Annotated in this window: 14 protein-coding genes; 4 read left to right on the top strand and 10 right to left on the bottom strand. The window is 69.7% G+C overall.

Annotated features, from left to right (window positions below):
- Positions 1 to 37 precede the first annotated feature (37 nt).
- Positions 38 to 886, bottom strand: coding sequence for an alpha/beta fold hydrolase (locus IEY95_RS37525; protein ID WP_189190686.1), 849 nt, complete (start codon positions 884 to 886; stop codon positions 38 to 40).
- A gap of 203 nt (positions 887 to 1,089) precedes the next feature.
- On the opposite strand from IEY95_RS37525, the gene IEY95_RS37520 reads away from it, so the two are divergent.
- Positions 1,090 to 1,596, top strand: a complete 507-nt coding sequence (locus IEY95_RS37520; protein ID WP_229703613.1) for a MarR family winged helix-turn-helix transcriptional regulator — start codon at positions 1,090 to 1,092, stop codon at positions 1,594 to 1,596.
- A gap of 52 nt (positions 1,597 to 1,648) precedes the next feature.
- On the opposite strand, the gene IEY95_RS37515 is transcribed toward IEY95_RS37520, so the two are convergent.
- The 5 genes from IEY95_RS37515 to kdpF form a co-directional block, all read right to left on the bottom strand.
- Positions 1,649 to 2,365, bottom strand: coding sequence for a response regulator (locus tag IEY95_RS37515; protein WP_189190685.1), 717 nt, complete (start codon positions 2,363 to 2,365; stop codon positions 1,649 to 1,651).
- Positions 2,366 to 2,501: 136 nt separating this feature from the next.
- A complete protein-coding gene (locus IEY95_RS37510; RefSeq protein ID WP_189190684.1) occupies positions 2,502 to 3,170 on the bottom strand; it encodes a potassium-transporting ATPase subunit C in 669 nt (222 codons plus the stop codon).
- 5 nt (positions 3,171 to 3,175) lie between these two features.
- Entirely contained in the window at positions 3,176 to 5,305 is a 2,130-nt protein-coding gene (kdpB, locus tag IEY95_RS37505; RefSeq protein ID WP_189190683.1) for a potassium-transporting ATPase subunit KdpB, read from the bottom strand.
- Positions 5,302 to 7,002, bottom strand: coding sequence for a potassium-transporting ATPase subunit KdpA (kdpA, locus tag IEY95_RS37500; RefSeq protein WP_189190682.1), 1,701 nt, complete (start codon positions 7,000 to 7,002; stop codon positions 5,302 to 5,304). Before kdpA ends, kdpB begins: the two co-directional genes overlap by 4 nt.
- 8 nt (positions 7,003 to 7,010) lie before the next feature.
- Positions 7,011 to 7,100 carry a K(+)-transporting ATPase subunit F gene (gene kdpF / locus IEY95_RS37495; RefSeq protein ID WP_189190681.1) on the bottom strand — a complete coding sequence of 30 codons (90 nt, stop codon included), beginning with the start codon at positions 7,098 to 7,100 and terminating at the stop codon, positions 7,011 to 7,013.
- A 554-nt stretch (positions 7,101 to 7,654) separates the two neighbouring features.
- On the opposite strand from kdpF, the gene IEY95_RS37490 reads away from it, so the two are divergent.
- Positions 7,655 to 8,209, top strand: a complete 555-nt coding sequence (locus IEY95_RS37490; protein ID WP_229703612.1) for a hypothetical protein — start codon at positions 7,655 to 7,657, stop codon at positions 8,207 to 8,209.
- Between the two features lie 198 nt (positions 8,210 to 8,407).
- The gene (locus IEY95_RS37485) at positions 8,408 to 10,384 is read left to right on the top strand and encodes an APC family permease (RefSeq protein WP_373294631.1); all 1,977 of its coding nucleotides are present in this window, start codon (positions 8,408 to 8,410) and stop codon (positions 10,382 to 10,384) included.
- Between the two features lie 107 nt (positions 10,385 to 10,491).
- Here the strand turns inward: IEY95_RS37485 and IEY95_RS37480 are convergent, their stop codons facing one another.
- From IEY95_RS37480 to IEY95_RS37470, 3 genes are all read right to left on the bottom strand, one after another.
- A complete protein-coding gene (locus IEY95_RS37480) occupies positions 10,492 to 10,644 on the bottom strand; it encodes a hypothetical protein (RefSeq protein ID WP_189190679.1) in 153 nt (50 codons plus the stop codon).
- Between the two features lie 154 nt (positions 10,645 to 10,798).
- Complete coding sequence (locus IEY95_RS37475) at positions 10,799 to 12,211, bottom strand: GlnX family signal transduction membrane protein (RefSeq protein WP_189190678.1); 1,413 nt, start codon at positions 12,209 to 12,211, stop codon at positions 10,799 to 10,801.
- A gap of 492 nt (positions 12,212 to 12,703) precedes the next feature.
- The gene (locus IEY95_RS37470) at positions 12,704 to 13,933 is read right to left on the bottom strand and encodes a cytochrome P450 (protein WP_189190677.1); all 1,230 of its coding nucleotides are present in this window, start codon (positions 13,931 to 13,933) and stop codon (positions 12,704 to 12,706) included.
- Between the two features lie 283 nt (positions 13,934 to 14,216).
- Between IEY95_RS37470 and IEY95_RS37465 the strand changes: the two genes are divergently transcribed.
- Positions 14,217 to 16,172 carry an APC family permease gene (locus IEY95_RS37465; protein ID WP_189190676.1) on the top strand — a complete coding sequence of 652 codons (1,956 nt, stop codon included), beginning with the start codon at positions 14,217 to 14,219 and terminating at the stop codon, positions 16,170 to 16,172.
- Positions 16,173 to 16,202: 30 nt separating this feature from the next.
- Here IEY95_RS37465 and IEY95_RS37460 read toward each other — a convergent pair whose 3' ends face one another.
- Positions 16,203 to 17,672 carry a HAMP domain-containing sensor histidine kinase gene (locus IEY95_RS37460; protein WP_189190675.1) on the bottom strand — a complete coding sequence of 490 codons (1,470 nt, stop codon included), beginning with the start codon at positions 17,670 to 17,672 and terminating at the stop codon, positions 16,203 to 16,205.
- Positions 17,673 to 17,710 lie beyond the last annotated feature (38 nt).

Genomic DNA, 17,710 nt, shown 5'->3' with positions numbered 1-17,710 from the left:
ACTGATCCCGTTCAGCCGTACGACGTCCGTGCCCGAGTCAGCGGACGGTGGCCCGGGCGGCCTGCTCGATCTGGCGGGTGACCGCACCCGGGTGGGAGACCGCGACGGCATGCGAGGACTTGATCTCGACGGTGTGCGCGTGAGCCCGCTCGGCCATGAAGCGCTGCGCGTCCGGTGCGATGGCCTTGTCCTCGGTGGCGATCAGGTCCCAGGACGGGATGGTCTTCCAGGCGGCCTCGGTGGCCTTCTCGCCGAAGACCGACGCGGCAACCGGACGCTGGGTGGCGGCCATCAGGTCGCTGACCGACTCGGGCACGTCGGCGGCGAACGCGTCGTGGAACTTGTCGGTCTGGATGTACAGGTCGGTGCCTGTGCCGCCGCCGGGGAGCGGGAAGGACACGGGGTTGAGGACGGTGGGGAGCGTGGCTCCCGGGAACTTCTCCCCCAGTTCCGCCGGGGTCTCGCCCTTGTCGGGGGCGAAGGCGGCGATGTAGACCAGCGCCTTGACGTCCGGGTCGCCCGCGGCGGCCTGGCTGATCACTGAGCCGCCGTAGGAGTGGCCGACGAGCACGATCGGCCCCTGCACGCTCTTGAGGAAGCTGCGTATGTAGTCCGAGTCGCTCGCCAGCCCGCGCAGCGGGTTGGCCGGGGCCACGACCGGATAGCCGTCGTGCTGCAGGCGCTTGATCACACCGTTCCAGCTGGAGGCGTCCGCGAAGGCGCCGTGTACCAGCACGACCGTGGGCTTCTTCTCCGACGAGCGGTGCTCGGCCTTGGCGGCGTTGGCCGGAGTCGTGGCCGTCAGGGTGAGTGCCGCCACGCCCGCGACGGCGCTCAGCACGGCGGCGCTCTTGAGGGTGGGACGGAAGACGGTCTTGAGGTTCATGTGGCTCTCCTTGAGGCGCGTAGCTCGACACCGGCCACGCCGGCGCTGCCGACCGCCCTGTTCGGGGCGACGTCGAGAAACCTAGCGCACGTTTATGTTGTGCACAAGGTAAACGTGCACGAGATACTTGGGTCCACGGAAGATGCGACAATGCCTCCTGGTGGCCGTCCGGCAACCACGTACGAAAGAAGGGGAGAGCAACCGTGAGCGACCACGAAAGCCGCGCGTCCGCACCCGGCCAGCCCGGTGAGCCCCCGCTGCCCCTGGAGGACCACTTCTGCTTCACCCTGTACGCGGCCTCGCGCGCCGTGACCAGCGCCTACCGGCCCCTGCTCGACGAGCTGGGGCTGACCTACCCCCAGTACCTGGTCATGGTCGTGCTCTGGCAGCGCGGCACGGCATCCGTCAAGGATCTGGTGACCGCCCTGCAACTCGACTACGGCACGCTGACGCCGCTGATCAAGCGCCTTGAGGCGAACCAGTTGCTCAAGCGGCAGCGGCGCGCGGACGACGAGCGGGTGGTGGAAGTGGCCCTGACTCCGGAGGGGGCCGCACTGAGCCGGCGTATCCGCGCCGTCCCCCTCGCGATCGGGGACGCCATGGGCCTGACCCCCGAGGAGTTCGGGATCGCCCAGGACCTGCTGCGCCGACTGACGACCAACGTCACCCGCCACACCACCGGCGCCGAGCCGGCGGGGGCGGCCTCCTAGGGCCTGTCGTCACCTTCCCGTCGCGGGGCAGACAGGAATGTGACGACAGGCCCTAGGGCAGATCCTGGGCCGGCCCTCGGCCGGCCCGGCCCTCGAAGCGGTAGCCCATGCCGGGCTCGGTGATCAGATAACGGGGGTGGGAGGGATCCGCCTCCAGTTTGCGCCTGAGCTGGGCCATGTAGACCCGCAGGTAGTTGGTCTTGTTGCTGTAGGAGACGCCCCACACCTCTTGGAGCAGCCGGCGCTGCGTGATGAGGCGTCCCGGGTTGCAGACCAGGATCTCCAGCAGGTGCCACTCGGTCGGGGTGAGGCGTATGTCGCGGCCATCGCGGGTGGCCTTCTTGGCGGCCAGGTCCACGGTGAAGTCGTCCGTGGTGACCAGGACGGTCTCGGGGGCGGGCGCCACAGCGTCCGTACGGCGGACGGCGGCGCGCAGCCGGGCCAGCAGCTCGTTCATGCTGAACGGCTTGGTGATGTAGTCGTCGGCGCCCGCGTCGAGCGCGGCGACCTTCTCCTCGGAGGCCCGGCGCGCGGACAGCACCAGGATCGGTACGCGGGTCCAGCCGCGCAGGGCCTTGATGACGTCCGTGCCGTCCATGTCGGGCAGTCCGAGGTCCAGTACGACCACGTCCGGCCGGCGCGCGGCGGCGAGTCGGAGCGCGGTGGCGCCGTCGGGAGCCGCGTCGGCTCCGTACCCGCGGGCCTGCATGTTGATCACGAGCGCCCGTACGAGCTGTGGGTCGTCCTCCACCACCAGCACCCGGGTCATCGGTGTGCGCCTTTCCTGTTGCAGAGAGGGTTGTACGGAGGGCCGGCGAGTGGACAACCGGCCTCATGGCTGCGGGAGTTGACGGGTGCGGGATCGCTCCCGGGCCGCCAACTCCCGCTTCGTGCGTGTAAGCCCATCAGCTCTTCGCCACGAGTTCCTTGAGCGCGATGTTGAGTTCGAGGACGTTGACGCGGGGCTCGCCGATGAAGCCGAGGGTCCGACCCTCGGTCTGCTCGTCGACCAGCTTCTGCACCTGGGCGACGGGCAGACCGTTCTTCTCCGCGATGCGGTGAACCTGGATGTCCGCGTACTCCGGGGAGATGTCGGGGTCCAGGCCGGAGCCGGAGGACGTCACCGCGTCGGCGGGGACGTCGGACGGCTTGACCGTGTAGCCGTTCACCGAGTTGTCCTTGATGACGGCGGCCTTGGCGGCCTTCACCCAGTCGATCAGGTCCTTGTTGTCACCGGAGCGGTTGGTCGCGCCGGACAGGATCAGCTTGTACTGGGTGTTGACGCTGTTGGTGCCCAGGCCGTTGGACGGGCGCGGCTGGAACCACTTCAGGTCGGGCTCCGGGGTCTCCTGGCCCTTCTTCAGCGGCAGGTTGTACGTCTGGCCGATGAGCGAGGAGCCGACGACCTTGCCGTCCGCCTTGATCTCCGAGCCGTTCGCCTTGTCCGAGAACAGGCCCTGGGCGACACCGGTGATGGCGAGCGGGTAGAGGACGCCCGTCACCACGGTGAGCACGAGAAGCGCGCGCAGGCCGGCCCAGAGCAACCGGGCAGTGTTCGTAACCGAGTTGTTCATGGCGATCAGCCGATTCCGGGGATGAGGGAGATGATCAGGTCGATGATCTTGATGCCGATGAAAGGCGCGACGAGACCGCCGAGGCCGTAGATCCCGAGGTTGCGGCGGAGCATCTTGTCGGCGCTCACCGGCCGGTACTGCACACCCCGCAGCGCGAGCGGCACCAGCGCGATGATGATCAGCGCGTTGAAGATGACCGCGGACAGGATCGCGGAGTCGGGCGAGGACAGGTGCATGATGTTGAGCTTGTCCAAGCCCGGGTAGACCGCCGCGAACAGCGCCGGGATGATCGCGAAGTACTTGGCGACGTCGTTGGCGATCGAGAAGGTCGTCAGCGCACCACGGGTGATCAGCAGCTGCTTGCCGATCTCCACGATCTCGATGAGCTTGGTGGGGTTGGAGTCCAGGTCCACCATGTTCCCGGCCTCCTTGGCGGCCGAGGTACCGGTGTTCATGGCCACACCCACGTCGGCCTGGGCCAGCGCCGGCGCGTCGTTCGTGCCGTCACCGGTCATCGCGACGAGCTTGCCGCCCGCCTGCTCCCGCTTGATGAGCGCCATCTTGTCCTCGGGAGTCGCCTCCGCGAGAAAGTCGTCGACGCCCGCCTCCTCGGCGATCGCCTTGGCCGTCAGCGGGTTGTCACCCGTGATCATGACCGTCTTGATGCCCATACGGCGCAGTTCGTCGAACCGCTCGCGCATGCCGTCCTTGACGACGTCCTTGAGGTGGATGACGCCCAGGACGCGGGCGCCCTCGGTGTCCTCGATGGCCACCAGCAGGGGCGTACCGCCCGCCTCGGAGATCCGGTTGGCCAGCGTGTCGGCGTCCTTGGACACCTCGCCGCCCCGCTCCTGGACCCAGGCGATGACCGAACCGGCCGCGCCCTTGCGGATCTTGCGCCCGTCGACGTCCACACCCGACATACGGGTCTGGGCGGTGAAGGCGATCCACTCGGCGCCCGCCAGCTCGCCCTGGTGCCGCTCACGAAGCCCGTACTTCTCCTTCGCCAGGACGACGATGGAGCGGCCCTCGGGCGTCTCGTCGGCCAGCGAGGAGAGCTGGGCGGCGTCGGCGACCTCGGCCTCGGTGGTGCCGGTCACCGGCACGAACTCGGAGGCCTGGCGGTTGCCGAGGGTGATCGTGCCGGTCTTGTCGAGCAGCAGCGTGGAGACGTCGCCGGCGGCCTCGACGGCCCGTCCGGACATCGCCAGTACGTTGCGCTGGACCAGCCGGTCCATGCCCGCGATACCGATCGCGGAGAGCAGCGCTCCGATCGTGGTCGGGATCAGGCAGACCAGGAGGGCCACCAGAACGACCATCGTCAGATGCGTACCCGCGTAGTCCGCGAACGGAGGCAGCGTGGCGACCGCGAGCAGGAAGACGATCGTGAGCGACGCGAGAAGGATGTTCAGCGCGATCTCGTTGGGCGTCTTCTGCCGCGCGGCACCCTCGACCAAGGCGATCATGCGGTCGATGAAGGTCTCGCCCGGCTTCGTCGTGATCTTGATGACGATCCGGTCCGAGAGGACCTTCGTACCGCCGGTGACAGCCGAGCGGTCGCCGCCGGACTCACGGATGACAGGAGCCGACTCACCGGTGATCGCCGACTCGTCGACGCTCGCGACACCCTCGACGACGTCACCGTCACCCGGGATGATGTCGCCCGCCTCACAGACGACCAGGTCGCCGACGCGCAGCTCGGTGCCGGGCACCTGCTCCTCGCGGTCGCCCACCAGACGGCGGGCGACCGTGTCGGTCTTGGCCTTGCGCAGGGTGTCCGCCTGCGCCTTGCCGCGGCCTTCGGCCACCGCCTCCGCCAGGTTGGCGAAGATCACGGTCAGCCACAGCCAGGCGCTGATCGCCCAGCCGAACCAGTCGCTCGGGTCCTTGAAGGAGAAGATCGTCGTCAGGACGGAGCCGACAAGGACCACGAACATCACGGGGGACTTGACCATCACCCGCGGGTCGAGCTTGCGGAAGGCGTCCGGCAGCGACTTCAGCAGCTGCTTCGGGTCGAACAGACCCGCGCCGACCTTTCCTTCGTCCTTGTGGCCGGTCGGCACATCGCTGTGCGGCGCCCGGGTCGGAGTGGCTGTGGACATCGAGTCCTCTTGCTTCTCTGTGCGAGTGGTCATGACGCCAGCCCCTCGGCCAGCGGACCCAGCGCCAGGGCCGGGAAGTAGGTCAGACCGGTGATGATCAGGATGGCGCCCACCAGCAGACCGGTGAACAGCGGCTTCTCGGTGCGCAGGGTGCCCGCGGTCGCCGGGACCGGCTTCTGCTCGGCCAGCGAACCGGCCAGGGCCAGCACGAACACCATCGGCAGGAAGCGGCCGAGCAGCATGGCCAGCCCGATGGTGGTGTTGAACCATTGCGTATCCGCGTTCAGACCCGCGAAGGCCGAGCCGTTGTTGTTGGCGCCGGACGTGTAGGCGTAGAGGATCTCGGAGAATCCGTGCGCACCGCTGTTGGTCATCGAGTTGCCCGGGGTGGGCAACGCCATCGCGGCGGCGGTGAAGATGAGCACCAGCGCCGGGGTGATGAGGATGTAGAGGGCCGCGAACTTGATCTCGCGGGTGCCGATCTTCTTGCCCAGGTACTCGGGCGTGCGGCCGACCATCAGACCGGCGATGAACACCGCGATGATCGCCATGATCAGGATGCCGTAGAGGCCGGAGCCGGTACCACCGGGCGCGATCTCGCCGAGCTGCATGCTCAGGATGGTGATGCCGCCGCCGAGGCCGGTGAACGAGGAGTGGAAGGAGTCCACCGCACCGGTGGAGGTCAGCGTGGTCGCCACCGCGAAGATCGACGATCCGCCGACACCGAAGCGGTTCTCCTTGCCCTCCATCGCACCGCCGGCGATGTCGAAGGCCGGGCCGTGGTGGGCGAACTCGGTCCACATCATGAGGGCCGTGAAGCCGATCCAGATGGTGACCATCGTGGCGAGGATCGCGTAGCCCTGGCGCAGCGAGCCGACCATCCGGCCGAAGGTCCGCGTCAGCGCGAACGGGATCAGCAGGATCAGGAAGATCTCGAAGAGGTTGGAGAACGGGGTGGGGTTCTCGAAGGGATGGGCCGAGTTGGCGTTGAAGTAACCGCCGCCGTTGGTGCCCAGCTCCTTGATGGCTTCCTGCGAGGCGACCGCGCCGCCGTTCCACTGCTGGCTGCCGCCCATGAACTGGTCGACGGAGTGGATGCCGGAGAAGTTCTGGATGGCGCCGCACGCGACGAGGATGATCGCGCCGATCACCGAGATCGGGATCAGGATGCGGACGGTGCCACGCACCAGGTCCGACCAGAAGTTTCCGAGCTCACCGGTGCGGATGGGGGTCCCCCCGCTCGAGCGAAGCCGAGAGTGGGGGAGGGCGAAGCCGCGCACCAGCGCGACCGCCACCGCGATACCCACCGAGGCGGAGACGAAGTTCTGCACCGCCAGGCCGCCGGTCTGCACGACGTGGCCCATGGCCTGCTCGCCGTAGTACGACTGCCAGTTGGTGTTCGACACGAAGGACGCGGCGGTGTTGAACGCCTGGTCCGGGTCGATGGAGGAGAAGCCGAGCGAGCCGGGCAGGCTGCCCTGGATGCGCTGCAGCAGGTAGAGGAAGAGGACGCTGACCGCCGAGAAGGCGAGGACACCGCGCAGGTAGGCGGGCCAGCGCATCTCGGTGTTCGGGTTGGCGCCGATGCCCTTGTAGATCCACTTCTCGACGCGCAGGTGCTTGTCGGAGGAGTAGACCTTGGCCATGTAGTCGCCGAGGGGACGGTAGGCGAGTGCCAGCGCCGCTATGAGAGCGAGCAGTTGGAGCACGCCGGCGAGGACGGGGCTCATATCAGTGCTCAGAACCTCTCCGGGAAGACGAGGGCGAGGATGAGATAGCCCAGCAGGGCGACGGCCGCGACGAGGCCGACGATGTTCTCGGCGGTCACAGCTTGGTCACCCCCTTGGCGACGAGGGCCACCAGCGCGAACACCGCGATCGTGGTGACGACGAAGGCCACGTCGGCCATCGCATGCTCCTAGATGAGGTTCGGATTGAACGGACGGTTAGAGGAAAGCGCCTCGCTGGCCGAATTCGTCCGCTGTTGATGCCTCCCATACGGGGCGCAGTACGCCTTTGACGGATCCCTTACGGATCGCTGCGGAACCCCGGCTCGGGACAGGCTCAGGACAGCCGGAAGCGCAGTCGGCAGATCACCGCGTCCTACGAGGCGACGAGCACCGCGAGCAGCCCGGCGATGGCGAGCGTGACCGGCAGCGTGAAGCCGAGGCCGTGCGCACCGGCTGCCGCCGGTACGAGGACGATCGCCTCGGGACCGTAGGCGGCTCAGCCCAGATTCGACCCGCTCCGGCCACCCGCGAGCGCCCCTTGCGCCTTCTTCGCACAGAACCCACGGTCCTTGTCGAATCCTTGACGCCGAAGCCCATCAGAGACCCGTCAAGGCGTGCTGCCTCCGGGCATCAGGGTCTCTACCGTCGGTGTCATGGAACGCCGCAACGACGCGCGCAAGGCGCTCGACGCACCCCTCGGGTCACCCGCGGAAGTGGCGCATGACCGTCTCTGGGCCCAGGATCTGCGCAGCTCGATCCGCTGCGCGGCCGCACTGCTCATCCTCCTGCTGCTGATCGACTGGGCCGCCGGCACCCTCACGACGCTGCGCGCCACCCTGTGGGTCTCGCTGGGGCTGCTGTTGTTCCTGGTGCTGCACCCCAACCGGGTGTCCGCCGGTGAGGGCTGGCTGGTCTCGCGCGGGCTGCGGGGCGCGCGGCAGGTACGGACCGACCATCTGGTGTCGGTGCGCTGCATGGACGGCGTCGGACGGCGGCTCGTCCTGCGGGACACGTTCGGCGCGCGCGTCGAGATCGATCCGCGCGTCCTGGTCTCCAACCCCGCGCTGTGGCACCGCCTGGACGAGGACGCGCGCGTCTCCGCCCTCCGCGGCTCGCTGACGTGCGGGGAGACCGCGCTGCGCCGCGTCTCGGAGCGGATCGACCGCGAGACGGCACAGACGGTGTTCAAGGTGTCGGGGCTCGACTAGCCGACCTACGGCTACGGGCGGCCATGCGCTCCGCACACGGGTGGCCTTGCTCCATATGTACGCGTGTGGCGAAACCCTAACGGTCCCTTAACGCCCTGCGGGGCACTCGCCCTCCCCCTCCGGCCCCCTCCCCGGGCTTACCCTCCGCCCGTGTTCAACGTGACGGGGATCCTCAAGCGGTTGGTGATCGGCCGGGCCATGCGCAGCGAAGAGCTGCACGAGACACTGCTCCCCAAGCGGCTGGCGCTTCCCATCTTCGCCTCGGACCCGCTGTCGTCGGTGGCGTACGCGACCCAGGAGATCCTGCTGGTCCTCACGCTCGGCGGGCTGGCGTATCTGCACTTCACCCCGTGGATCGCCGCCGCTGTGGTGGCACTGATGACGGTCGTGGTGCTGTCGTACCGCCAGGTGGTGCACGCGTATCCGAGCGGCGGCGGCTCGTACGAGGTGGTGTCCACGAACCTGGGCCCGTCCGCCGGTCTGGTCGTCGCCGCCTCGCTCCTCGTCGACTACGTCATGACGGTGGCCGTCTCGGTCGCCTCCGGCGTCGACAACATCATCTCGGCCATCCCCGAACTCGCCGACCACCGCGTCCTGTTGGCGCTCGGCTTCGTCGCGCTCCTGACGGCGATGAACCTGCGGGGAGTGCGCGAGTCGGGGCGGGCCTTCGCCGCGCCGACGTACCTCTTCATCGGCGGCGTGCTCATCATGGTGATCACGGGCCTGATCCGGTACGCCCTCGGGGACGCCCCGGTCGCCGAGAGCGCCAAGTACGGCATCACGGCGGCCCCTTCGGACGCACATCTCACGGGCCTGGCCCTCCTCATGCTGGTGCTGCGCGCGTTCTCCTCCGGCTGTACGGCGCTGACCGGCGTGGAGGCGATCTCCAACGGCGTACCGGCCTTCCGCAAGCCGAAGCCGAAGAACGCGGCCTCGACGATGGCGGCGATGGGCATCATCGCGATCGTCATGTTCGTGGGCGTGACCACGCTGGCGCTGATCACCAAGGTGCACATCACCGGCGACTCCTGCCGCCTGACCGGACTGGGCACCGACTGCTCCTCGTACACGCAGCGCACGGTCATCGCCCAGATCGCGGCCTCGGTCTTCGGCGGCGAGCACAGCGTCGGCTTCTACTTCATCCAGGCCGCGACCGCGTTGGTCCTGATCCTGGCCGCGAACACCGCCTTCAACGGCTTCCCGCTCCTGGCCTCGATCCTCGCCCAGCACCGCTACCTGCCCCGCCAGCTGCACAACCGCGGCGACCGGCTCGCCTTCTCCAACGGCATCCTGGCCCTGGCGATCGTCGCCGGACTGCTGCTGTGGGGTTTCAAGGCGAACGTCACCAGCCTCATCCACCTCTACATCCTGGGCGTGTTCACCGCCTTCACGCTCTCCCAGCTCGGCATGGTGCGGCACTGGAACCGCGCGCTGCGCAGCCGACCCGACCCGGCGCTGCGGCGGCGGCACGAGGTCGCGCGGGTCATCAACGCGGTCGGCTCGGTCGTCACCGGCCTGGTCCTGGTAATCGTGCTGGCCACCAAGTTCACGGAAGGGGCGTGGCTGGCCGTGCTCGCGGCGATCGTGCTGTGGGTGATGATGCGCGGGATCCGGCGGCACTACGACGCCACGGCGGCGGAGCTGGCGGTGACCGACCCGAAGAGCGAACTCACCCTTCCCTCACGCGTGTTGGGCATCGTCCTCGTCTCCACCCTGCACAAGCCGACCCTGCGCGCCCTCGCCTACGCGCACGCCTTCCGCCCCGACCTGCTGGAGGCCCTGACGGTCTCGGTCGACCGCGAGGAGGCCGCCACCTTGCGGGAGCGCTGGGAGGAGTACGGCATCGACGTCCCACTGAAGATCATCGACTCCCCGTACCGCGAGGTGACCCGCCCGGTCGTCGAGTACGTCCGCTCCATCCGCCGCGAGAGCCCGCGCGACGTCGTCGCCGTCTTCATCCCCGAGTACGTCGTCGGCCGCTGGTGGGAGAACCTGCTCCACAACCACTCGGCCCTCTGGCTCAAGAGCCGCCTCCTCTTCACCCCCGGCGTGATGGTCATCAGCGTCCCCTGGCAACTGACCTCCTCCGCCCACGCCGACCGCCCGGCGGCACGGGCTCCCGGCTCGTTCCGCCGCGGCGAACCGCAGGGCCAGGTGGGAACGCGACGCAGGTAGGGCCCGGGGCTCATCCCCGCGGCGGGGCGCCGCCGCGCTCCGCCGACATCACCGGGTTCGCCGTCGAGGTTCCGTGTACCGGACCGGCTGTCCCACGGACCCTGCCGTCAGCCGTTGCCGTCCCGCACCGTCCCCGCCGTGTCGAGTGCCCCGCCCGTCCGGTCGGCGAGCGCGATCGCGACCAGGCGGGCCTGTACGAGCGCGAGCGCCACGAGGAACGGGCCCATGAGGCCCGCCGCCGGGGCGATCCGGTCCGGCAACGGGTAACGGGTCAGTGGGTTGTCCGACCGGGGATGGCCGGTCGAGCCGTTGCCGGTCAGGCCACGACCTGCGCACGCCGCTCGCCGCCGGCTGGGCCGCCGTCGCCTCGCTGCGCACGCCTGACGGACGCGTGAGCCCGGCGGGTTCCCCGCCTCAGCGGAACTCCGCGAGCCGCGGCCGTAGACCAAACAGGGTCAGCACGCCCGCCGCGAGCAGCAGAGCGCACGTCCAGGGCAGCAGACCAGTCGCCTCGGAGCGGCCCGCGTCCACGGAGGCCGTGAAGTGTTGCCGGTTGATGTCGGTCACGTCGTCCAACGCGGCCATCCAGGCCCCGAAGTGCGCGTTGGACGTGCCCGGCTGCCAGTCCATGCAGAACTCGACGGCCTCGCGTTCCTTGCCCTGGGCGACCAGGGCGCGGACCTTCCGGTCGTCGCGTTCGTAGACGGCGTACGTCTCGACCGTCTTCTCGGCGGCGGCCCGCTCGCCGGGGAAGGTGATGTTGGCGAGCTCCCGCTGGAACTCCCCGGTGAATGCGAGGTCGTTGCGGTCGGCCTGGTACCTCTGCCAGGTACGGTCCAGCTCGGCGTCGTAGTTCGACAAGGTGGCCCCCGAATTGCCGTACAGCTCCTGCGACTTGGCGAGGAAGGCCGGCCCGTACTGGTCGCGCCGCTCGGGGTCGAGGAGCCAGCGGCTCTCGTCGGCGTTCGCGTCGTACGCGATCGCGCGGGCGCGGGAGAGGGCGACGACGGAGTCGAAGGCGTCGTGCCGGGCGACGCGCAGGTGCCCGGCGGAGGCGGAGAGCGCCTGGCCGCCGAGGAGCACGGCGAGCAGGGCGCAGACCGTGGCGGCCAGCACGCCAGGGTTGAGGATCCGGTGGAAGCGGCGGGCCAGATACCACTGCAGGACGCCGAGCGCGGCGAGCAGCAGCACACCGAGCACCACGACGGCGACGAGCTGGGCAGCGAGGGTCGAACGGGCCTGCGCGTACCCTCTGTTGAACGCGCTGTTGTTGGAGTCCACCAACGTGCGTGCCTCCGGCAGGAGTTGGCCCTGCAGCAGATCGGTCGCCGTGCGGTAGTCGTTGAGCGCGGCCGCCTTGCCGCCCGCGCGGGCGTCGTTCTCCAGGGCGCGCCCTATCCGTTCCTGGTACTCGGCGAAGTTGTCGGTGAGGGACTCCACCGTCCGCTCGTCGGCCCGGTCGCCCTGGGCGGCGACGGCGAGCGTGCGCAGGTCGTGGCCGATCTCGCGGCGGGCGTCGCCGTAGAAGCCGAACGCCTTGTCGTACGGCGTCTGCAGGCGCCCTTTGCCCGCGTTGCCGCTGGACAGCAGGAGGTTGGCGGCCTGGGCATCCATGTCGTTGAGGGCGAGGTTGAGGTCGGCGGCGCTGGTGGTGCGCGGTGCGTCGCGCCCGGCGACGGTGTTCCAGGTGCCGATGGCGGCGAGACCGGCGAGCGCGAGCAGCAGAGCGAGGGCGACGGCGAGCGAGACCGTGGCCGCGCGCAGGAGGCGCAGCCGCGCGGGCACGGTGGCCCAGTAGCGGCGGCGCAGAGCGGCCCGCGCGGCCACGGCCTCACGACGGAGGCGCCGGCCAGGGCGACCCTGCCGCGACCCGCCTCGTGGCCGCGGCCCGAGTCCACCCCCGGGCGGGGGGACCGGTCCGCGTTGCGGCTGTTGCTGTGCGCCCGTCCTGGCCCCCGCCTCAGAACCGCGCGAGGTACCGGCCGTGATGGTCACGAGCCCTCCAACGTCACGCCACGGGCGGTCGCCCGTGTCCCCCGTACCGCTCAGTCTGCGACCGGTTTTGGCCACGCATGCCGCGCCTTGACGCGCCCCTGACGCCTTCTCAGGTGACCTTGACGGGGCTTTGACGCCGCTGCCCAATGGCGCGTAAGAGAGCCGCAAATACCCGGCTCCACCGGGCAGTTCGGGCCTTCGGCCCGGCTAGCCCATGTCGAAGCGCGCCCGCCAGAAGAGGGCCACCCACGGCCGCAAGCCCTAGCCGACCGCAACGGCGGCCGAGCCGGTCCAGGTGCGTGTTCCCGTCGACCGGTCCGGTTCTCAGAACCGGACCGGCAGCCCGATCGGGTAGGTGCCGTCGCCCGCGAACCCGATGCGCTGGAGGTCGCCCCGCTCGATCGCGAGGGTGAGGCCCTCGCGCCGCAGCAACAGCTCTTCGAGGATCACCTCGGTCTGCAGGTTGGCGAGCGCGGCACCGATGCAGCGATGCGCTCCGTGGCCGTACGCGATGTGCCCGCCGCCGCGCGCCGCCTCCCGAGTGAGGTCGAGTCGCCCGGGGTCCCCGAAGGTGCCGGGGTCGCGGTTGGCGGCGAGCAGCCCGCTCGTCACCCCCTCGCCGCGACGGACCAGGACCCCACCGAGTTCCACGTCCTCGGTGGCGTACAGGGTGGCGCCGACACGGACCGCGGACACGTATCGCAGCAGCTCCTGCACGGCGCGCGGCAGGAGTCCGGGCTCGGCGCGCAGCCGTGCCAGCTGCTGCGGGTGATCGAGGAGGGCGAGCACCGCGTCGGTGGTGAAGAACGCCGGCGGCGCGATCCCCGTGTTGATCAGCAGGAAGACCAGCGCGATCATCTCCTGCCGGGTCAGCCGCTGCCCCTCCTCCGCCTCCCCGCTGGAGCGCAGCAGATCGGAGGCCAGATCCTCGGCCGGCTCGGCGGCACGGCGGTCGAGGAGGCCGTCGATGTACGCGGCGAGCTGGTCGATCCCGGGGAGGAAGCGGTCCGGCTCGCCCGACTCGTAGTCGCGGATCCAGTCGCCCACCTTCGGCCGGTCCGCCTCCTCGACCCCGATGATTTCGCAGATCACGTTCGTCATCAGTGGGTACGCGAAGGCGCTCAGCAGGTCGAACTCGCTCCCTTTCGCGGCGAGTTCATCGGTCAGAGCCCCGGCGATACGCTCGATCCGCGGCCGCAGCGCGGCTATCCGGCGCGGCGCGAAGGCCCTCATCACATGGGTCCGCAGCCGGGTGTGCTCCGGCCCGTCGACCATCACCAGGATCTCCAGGTACTGCCGGTACTCCGGCGGCAGCCCCGCGCCGTCGAGCAGCTCCGCGCCGACCCCGCCGCCCTGCACCTCCGCGACCTTCGCCGGATCCCGTACGAACCGGCTGTCGCCGAGTGCCGCCTTGACCACGTCGTAGCGCGCCGCCAGCCACACCGGAGTCCGGGTCTGCGGCAGAGTCACCCGTATCAGCGGCGCGTGGCCGTGCGAGGCGTCGTCGACCTGGGCGTGGGTCAGTTCGAGCGGGGTGGCGATGGGCTCGGGCATGTCGGTACTCCGCTTTCGTGTTCGTTTCGGTACACCGGGCTGTGCGCTGCTCCGCATGGTGCGGGGAGGTCGGATCAGCCCGGTTTCACGGCGGTTTCACGGCCCGAGAAACGTGACCCGGGAAGCGTGACCGGCGAAGGTGCGCGACCGGCCGGTCTTAACGCAGCCTTGACGCGTTCGGCCCACCTATCCGTGGGCCCGGGGATCACTCTCTGCATACGCTGGTCCTGCCGTGTCTTCGATGGCCGGAAACTTCGTAGAGCCGTACGTCAGGAGCACGCCGATGGCCGCCACCGACCACGACGCCCGCACCAGCCGCCTGCGAGGGTGGATGCTGGAAGGCCTGTCCGACATGGCCAAGCACCAGCAGGGGCAGCGGGCCGTCGAGCCGGAGCCCGCGCACAAGGGACAGCGCTGGTGGCGGGTGATGTGCCTGACCGGCGTCGACTACTTCTCCACCCTCGGCTATCAGCCGGGCATCGCCGCCCTCGCGGCCGGTCTGCTGTCCCCCGTGGCCACCATCGTGCTCGTCATAGTCACCCTGGCGGGCGCGCTGCCCGTCTACCGTCGGGTGGCCGAGGAGAGCCCGCGCGGCGAGGGCTCCATCGCGATGCTGGAGCGGCTGCTGTCCTTCTGGAAGGGCAAGCTGTTCGTCCTCACCCTGCTGGGCTTCGCCGCCACCGACTTCCTGATCACCATCACCCTTTCGGCGGCGGACGCCTCCACCCACCTCGTCGAGAACCCCCATCTGACGAGCGTGCTGCACGACAAGCAGCTGCTGATCACGCTCATCCTCGTGGCGCTGCTGGGCGCGGTCTTCCTCAAGGGCTTCCTGGAGGCGATCGGCGTCGCGGTCGTCCTGGTGGGCATCTACCTGGGTCTTAACGTCGTGGTAGCGGTGACCGGCCTCTGGCACGTGATCACCGAAGGGCATGTGGTCACCGACTGGTCCTCCGCCCTGACCGCCGAGCACGGAAACATCTTCGCCATGATCGGGGTGTCCCTGCTGGTCTTCCCGAAGCTGGCCCTCGGCCTGTCCGGCTTCGAGACCGGCGTGGCGGTCATGCCGCACGTCGAGGGCGACCCCGGCGACACCGAGGAGAAGCCCACGGGCCGCATCCGGGGCACGAAGAAGCTGCTGACCACCGCTGCCGTGATCATGAGCGTCTTCCTGATAGTGACCAGCTTCATCACCACCGTGCTCATCCCGGCGAACGAGTTCAAGTCGGGCGGCCAGGCCAACGGCCGTGCTCTCGCGTACCTGGCGCACGAATATCTGGGCAACTCCTTCGGCACGGTCTACGACGTCTCGACGATCGCCATCCTGTGGTTCGCCGGAGCCTCCGCCATGGCGGGACTCCTGAACCTCATGCCCCGCTATCTCCCCCGCTACGGCATGGCCCCGCACTGGGCGCGCGCCGTCCGCCCCATGGTGATCGTCTTCACCCTGGTCGCCTTCCTCGTCACCTGGATCTTCGACGCCGACGTCGACGCGCAGGGCGGCGCGTACGCCACCGGTGTACTGGTGTTGATCAGCTCCGCTGCCATCGCGGTCACCATCGCCGCCCGCAAGGCCCGCCAGAAGCACTGGACCATCGCCTTCGCCGTCATCTCGGCGGTCTTCCTCTACACGACCGTCGTGAACGTCATCGAACGCCCCGACGGCGTCAAGATCGGCGCCTGCTTCATCGCCGGCATCATCCTCGTGTCGTTGCTGTCCCGGCTGGCCCGCGCCTTCGAGCTGCGGGTGACCAGCGTGACCTTGGACGACATGGCCGAGCGGTTCGTACGGGACATCGCCAGCCGCCGGATCCGGTTCATCGCCAACGAGCCCGACAACCGCGACATCACCGAGTACCGGGAGAAGATCGAGCAGATCCGGGCGGACAACGACCTACCGCCCCAGGAGGACTTCGTCTTCCTCGAGGTCACCGTCCTCGACCCCTCTGAGTTCGAAGCGGGTTTGCACGTACGCGGCGAGGTGCTCCACGGCCGCTACCGCGTCCTGACCCTGGAGTCCTCCTCCATCCCCAACGCCCTGGCCGCCCTCCTCCTCCACGTCCGCGACGTCACCGGCTGCACCCCCCACATCTACTTCGAGTGGACCGAGGGCGACCCCTTCACCAACTTCCTCCGCTTCTTCCTCTTCGGCCAGGGCGAGGTCGCCCCCGTCACCCGAGAGGTCCTCCGCGAGGCGGAGTCCAACCGCTCGCGGCGCCCACGCGTCCACGTCGGCTAGAACGGTTTTCGCCCGAAAAACCCACCCGCCTCAGCCCTCGTCCTCCGGCCCGTCTCCCCCCACCGTGAACCCGATCACCGTGCCGCCCCCGTCCCGCCGGAAGGCGAACGGCGTACCGCCATGGGCCGTGGCCACCTCGCGGACGATGGACAGGCCGAGCCCGGAACCGGGCAGGCTACGGGCGTCGGCGGCGCGGTAGAAGCGGTCGAATATGCGGACCAGGTCGCCGTCGGCGATGCCGGGACCGCGGTCGAGGACCTCGACACGGACCGGCCCGGGACGACCGGCGGCGACCGCGTCGGCGCCGGAACGGCCACTGTCGGCATCGACGGCGACACGGCGGCCCGCACCCATCGCCTCGACCACCATCTCGATCGGCTCCGTGCCCTCCTCGTCGAACTTGGCCGCGTTCTCCACGAGGTTGGAGATCGCCCGCTGAAGGGCGTTGGGACGCCCGTCGACCGTCGTGTCGCCGCTCACCCGCACGGTGATCCCCCGCCCGGTGCGGCGCCGGGCGGCGATCGCGACGTCCTCGGCGAGATCGGCGAGGTCGAGCCGCCGGACGGGTTCGGTGTCGGACTGTCCGGCCGCGAGGGCGACCAACTCGTTGACGAGGTCGGTCAGTTCGCGGGACTCCAGGGCCAGGTCGGCGACGAGTTCCTCGCGGGCGGCGGGCGGCAGCTCGTCGATCCGGCGCAGCATGGAGATGTTCGTCCGCAGGGAGGTCAGCGGCGTACGCAGTTCATGGCCCGCGTCCTGGACGAGGCGCCGCTGGTCCTCCTCGGACTGTGCGAGCCGGCCGAGCATCCGGTCGAAGGAGCGGCCGAGGCGACCCACCTCGTCGTACCCCGTGACCGGCACCTGGATGCCGAGCCGCCCGGTGCGCGCGACGTCCTCGGCGGCACCGGCGAGCCGGACCAGCCGCCGCGTTATCCGTCGGGCCAGCCACCAGCCGAAGAGCCCCGCGGCGATCACGACCGCCCCGACGAGCAGCACGGTCCGCTGCTGGAGCTCGCGCAGCAGATCCTCCGTGTCACTGAACTGCTGGGCCACCTGCACCGCGCCCCGCCCGCCGCCGAGCGCGACCGTCGCCACCCGGTAGCGGTCGCCGGCGACGTCGACCTCCTTGTGCTCCTCCAGCTTGCCCGCCGTCCCGTCGTCGGTGATCGCCCGGTCGTGACTGTTCACGGGCAGCGGCGGGCTGCCGCGGTCGACGATCGCGCCGCCGGGCCCGAGCACCTGAACGTCCGTGCGACTCGGCCGGATGATGTCGTCGAGCGGCCCGTCGTGGTCGGGGTCGGACGACGCGAAGTCGCCCGGCCCGAGTGGGTGCTCGCGCACCTGGTCGCGCAAATCCTGCACGACCTCGGCGAACACGGTCTGCTGGTCCACGCGCACGAGCCGGGCGGCGGCGTCGTAACTCAGGAACCCGACGAGGACGGTGACGGCGGCGGCGACCGCCGCGAAGGACACGGTGAAGGTCGCCCGCAGGGAGGACACCCGCCGAAACCGGGGCCGGGCAAGCCGTATCGTCCTGC

The sequence above is a fragment of the Streptomyces albiflavescens genome, from assembly GCF_014645835.1.
Taxonomy (GTDB): domain Bacteria; phylum Actinomycetota; class Actinomycetes; order Streptomycetales; family Streptomycetaceae; genus Streptomyces; species Streptomyces albiflavescens.
This window is presented reverse-complemented; position numbering and strand designations above follow the sequence as displayed.

Bases quoted from the DNA above. Each gene is read 5' to 3' on its own strand.
- IEY95_RS37525 (WP_189190686.1), bottom strand. From the start codon at position 886: ATGAACCTCAAGACCGTCTTCCGTCCCACCCTCAAGAGCGCCGCCGTG.
- IEY95_RS37515 (WP_189190685.1), bottom strand. From the start codon at position 2,365: ATGACCCGGGTGCTGGTGGTGGAGGACGACCCACAGCTCGTACGGGCG.
- IEY95_RS37510 (WP_189190684.1), bottom strand. From the start codon at position 3,170: ATGAACAACTCGGTTACGAACACTGCCCGGTTGCTCTGGGCCGGCCTG.
- kdpB (WP_189190683.1), bottom strand. From the start codon at position 5,305: ATGACCACTCGCACAGAGAAGCAAGAGGACTCGATGTCCACAGCCACT.
- kdpA (WP_189190682.1), bottom strand. From the start codon at position 7,002: ATGAGCCCCGTCCTCGCCGGCGTGCTCCAACTGCTCGCTCTCATAGCG.
- IEY95_RS37490 (WP_229703612.1), top strand. From the start codon at position 7,655: ATGGAACGCCGCAACGACGCGCGCAAGGCGCTCGACGCACCCCTCGGG.
- IEY95_RS37485 (WP_373294631.1), top strand. From the start codon at position 8,408: ATGCGCAGCGAAGAGCTGCACGAGACACTGCTCCCCAAGCGGCTGGCG.
- IEY95_RS37470 (WP_189190677.1), bottom strand. From the start codon at position 13,933: ATGCCCGAGCCCATCGCCACCCCGCTCGAACTGACCCACGCCCAGGTC.
- IEY95_RS37465 (WP_189190676.1), top strand. From the start codon at position 14,217: ATGGCCGCCACCGACCACGACGCCCGCACCAGCCGCCTGCGAGGGTGG.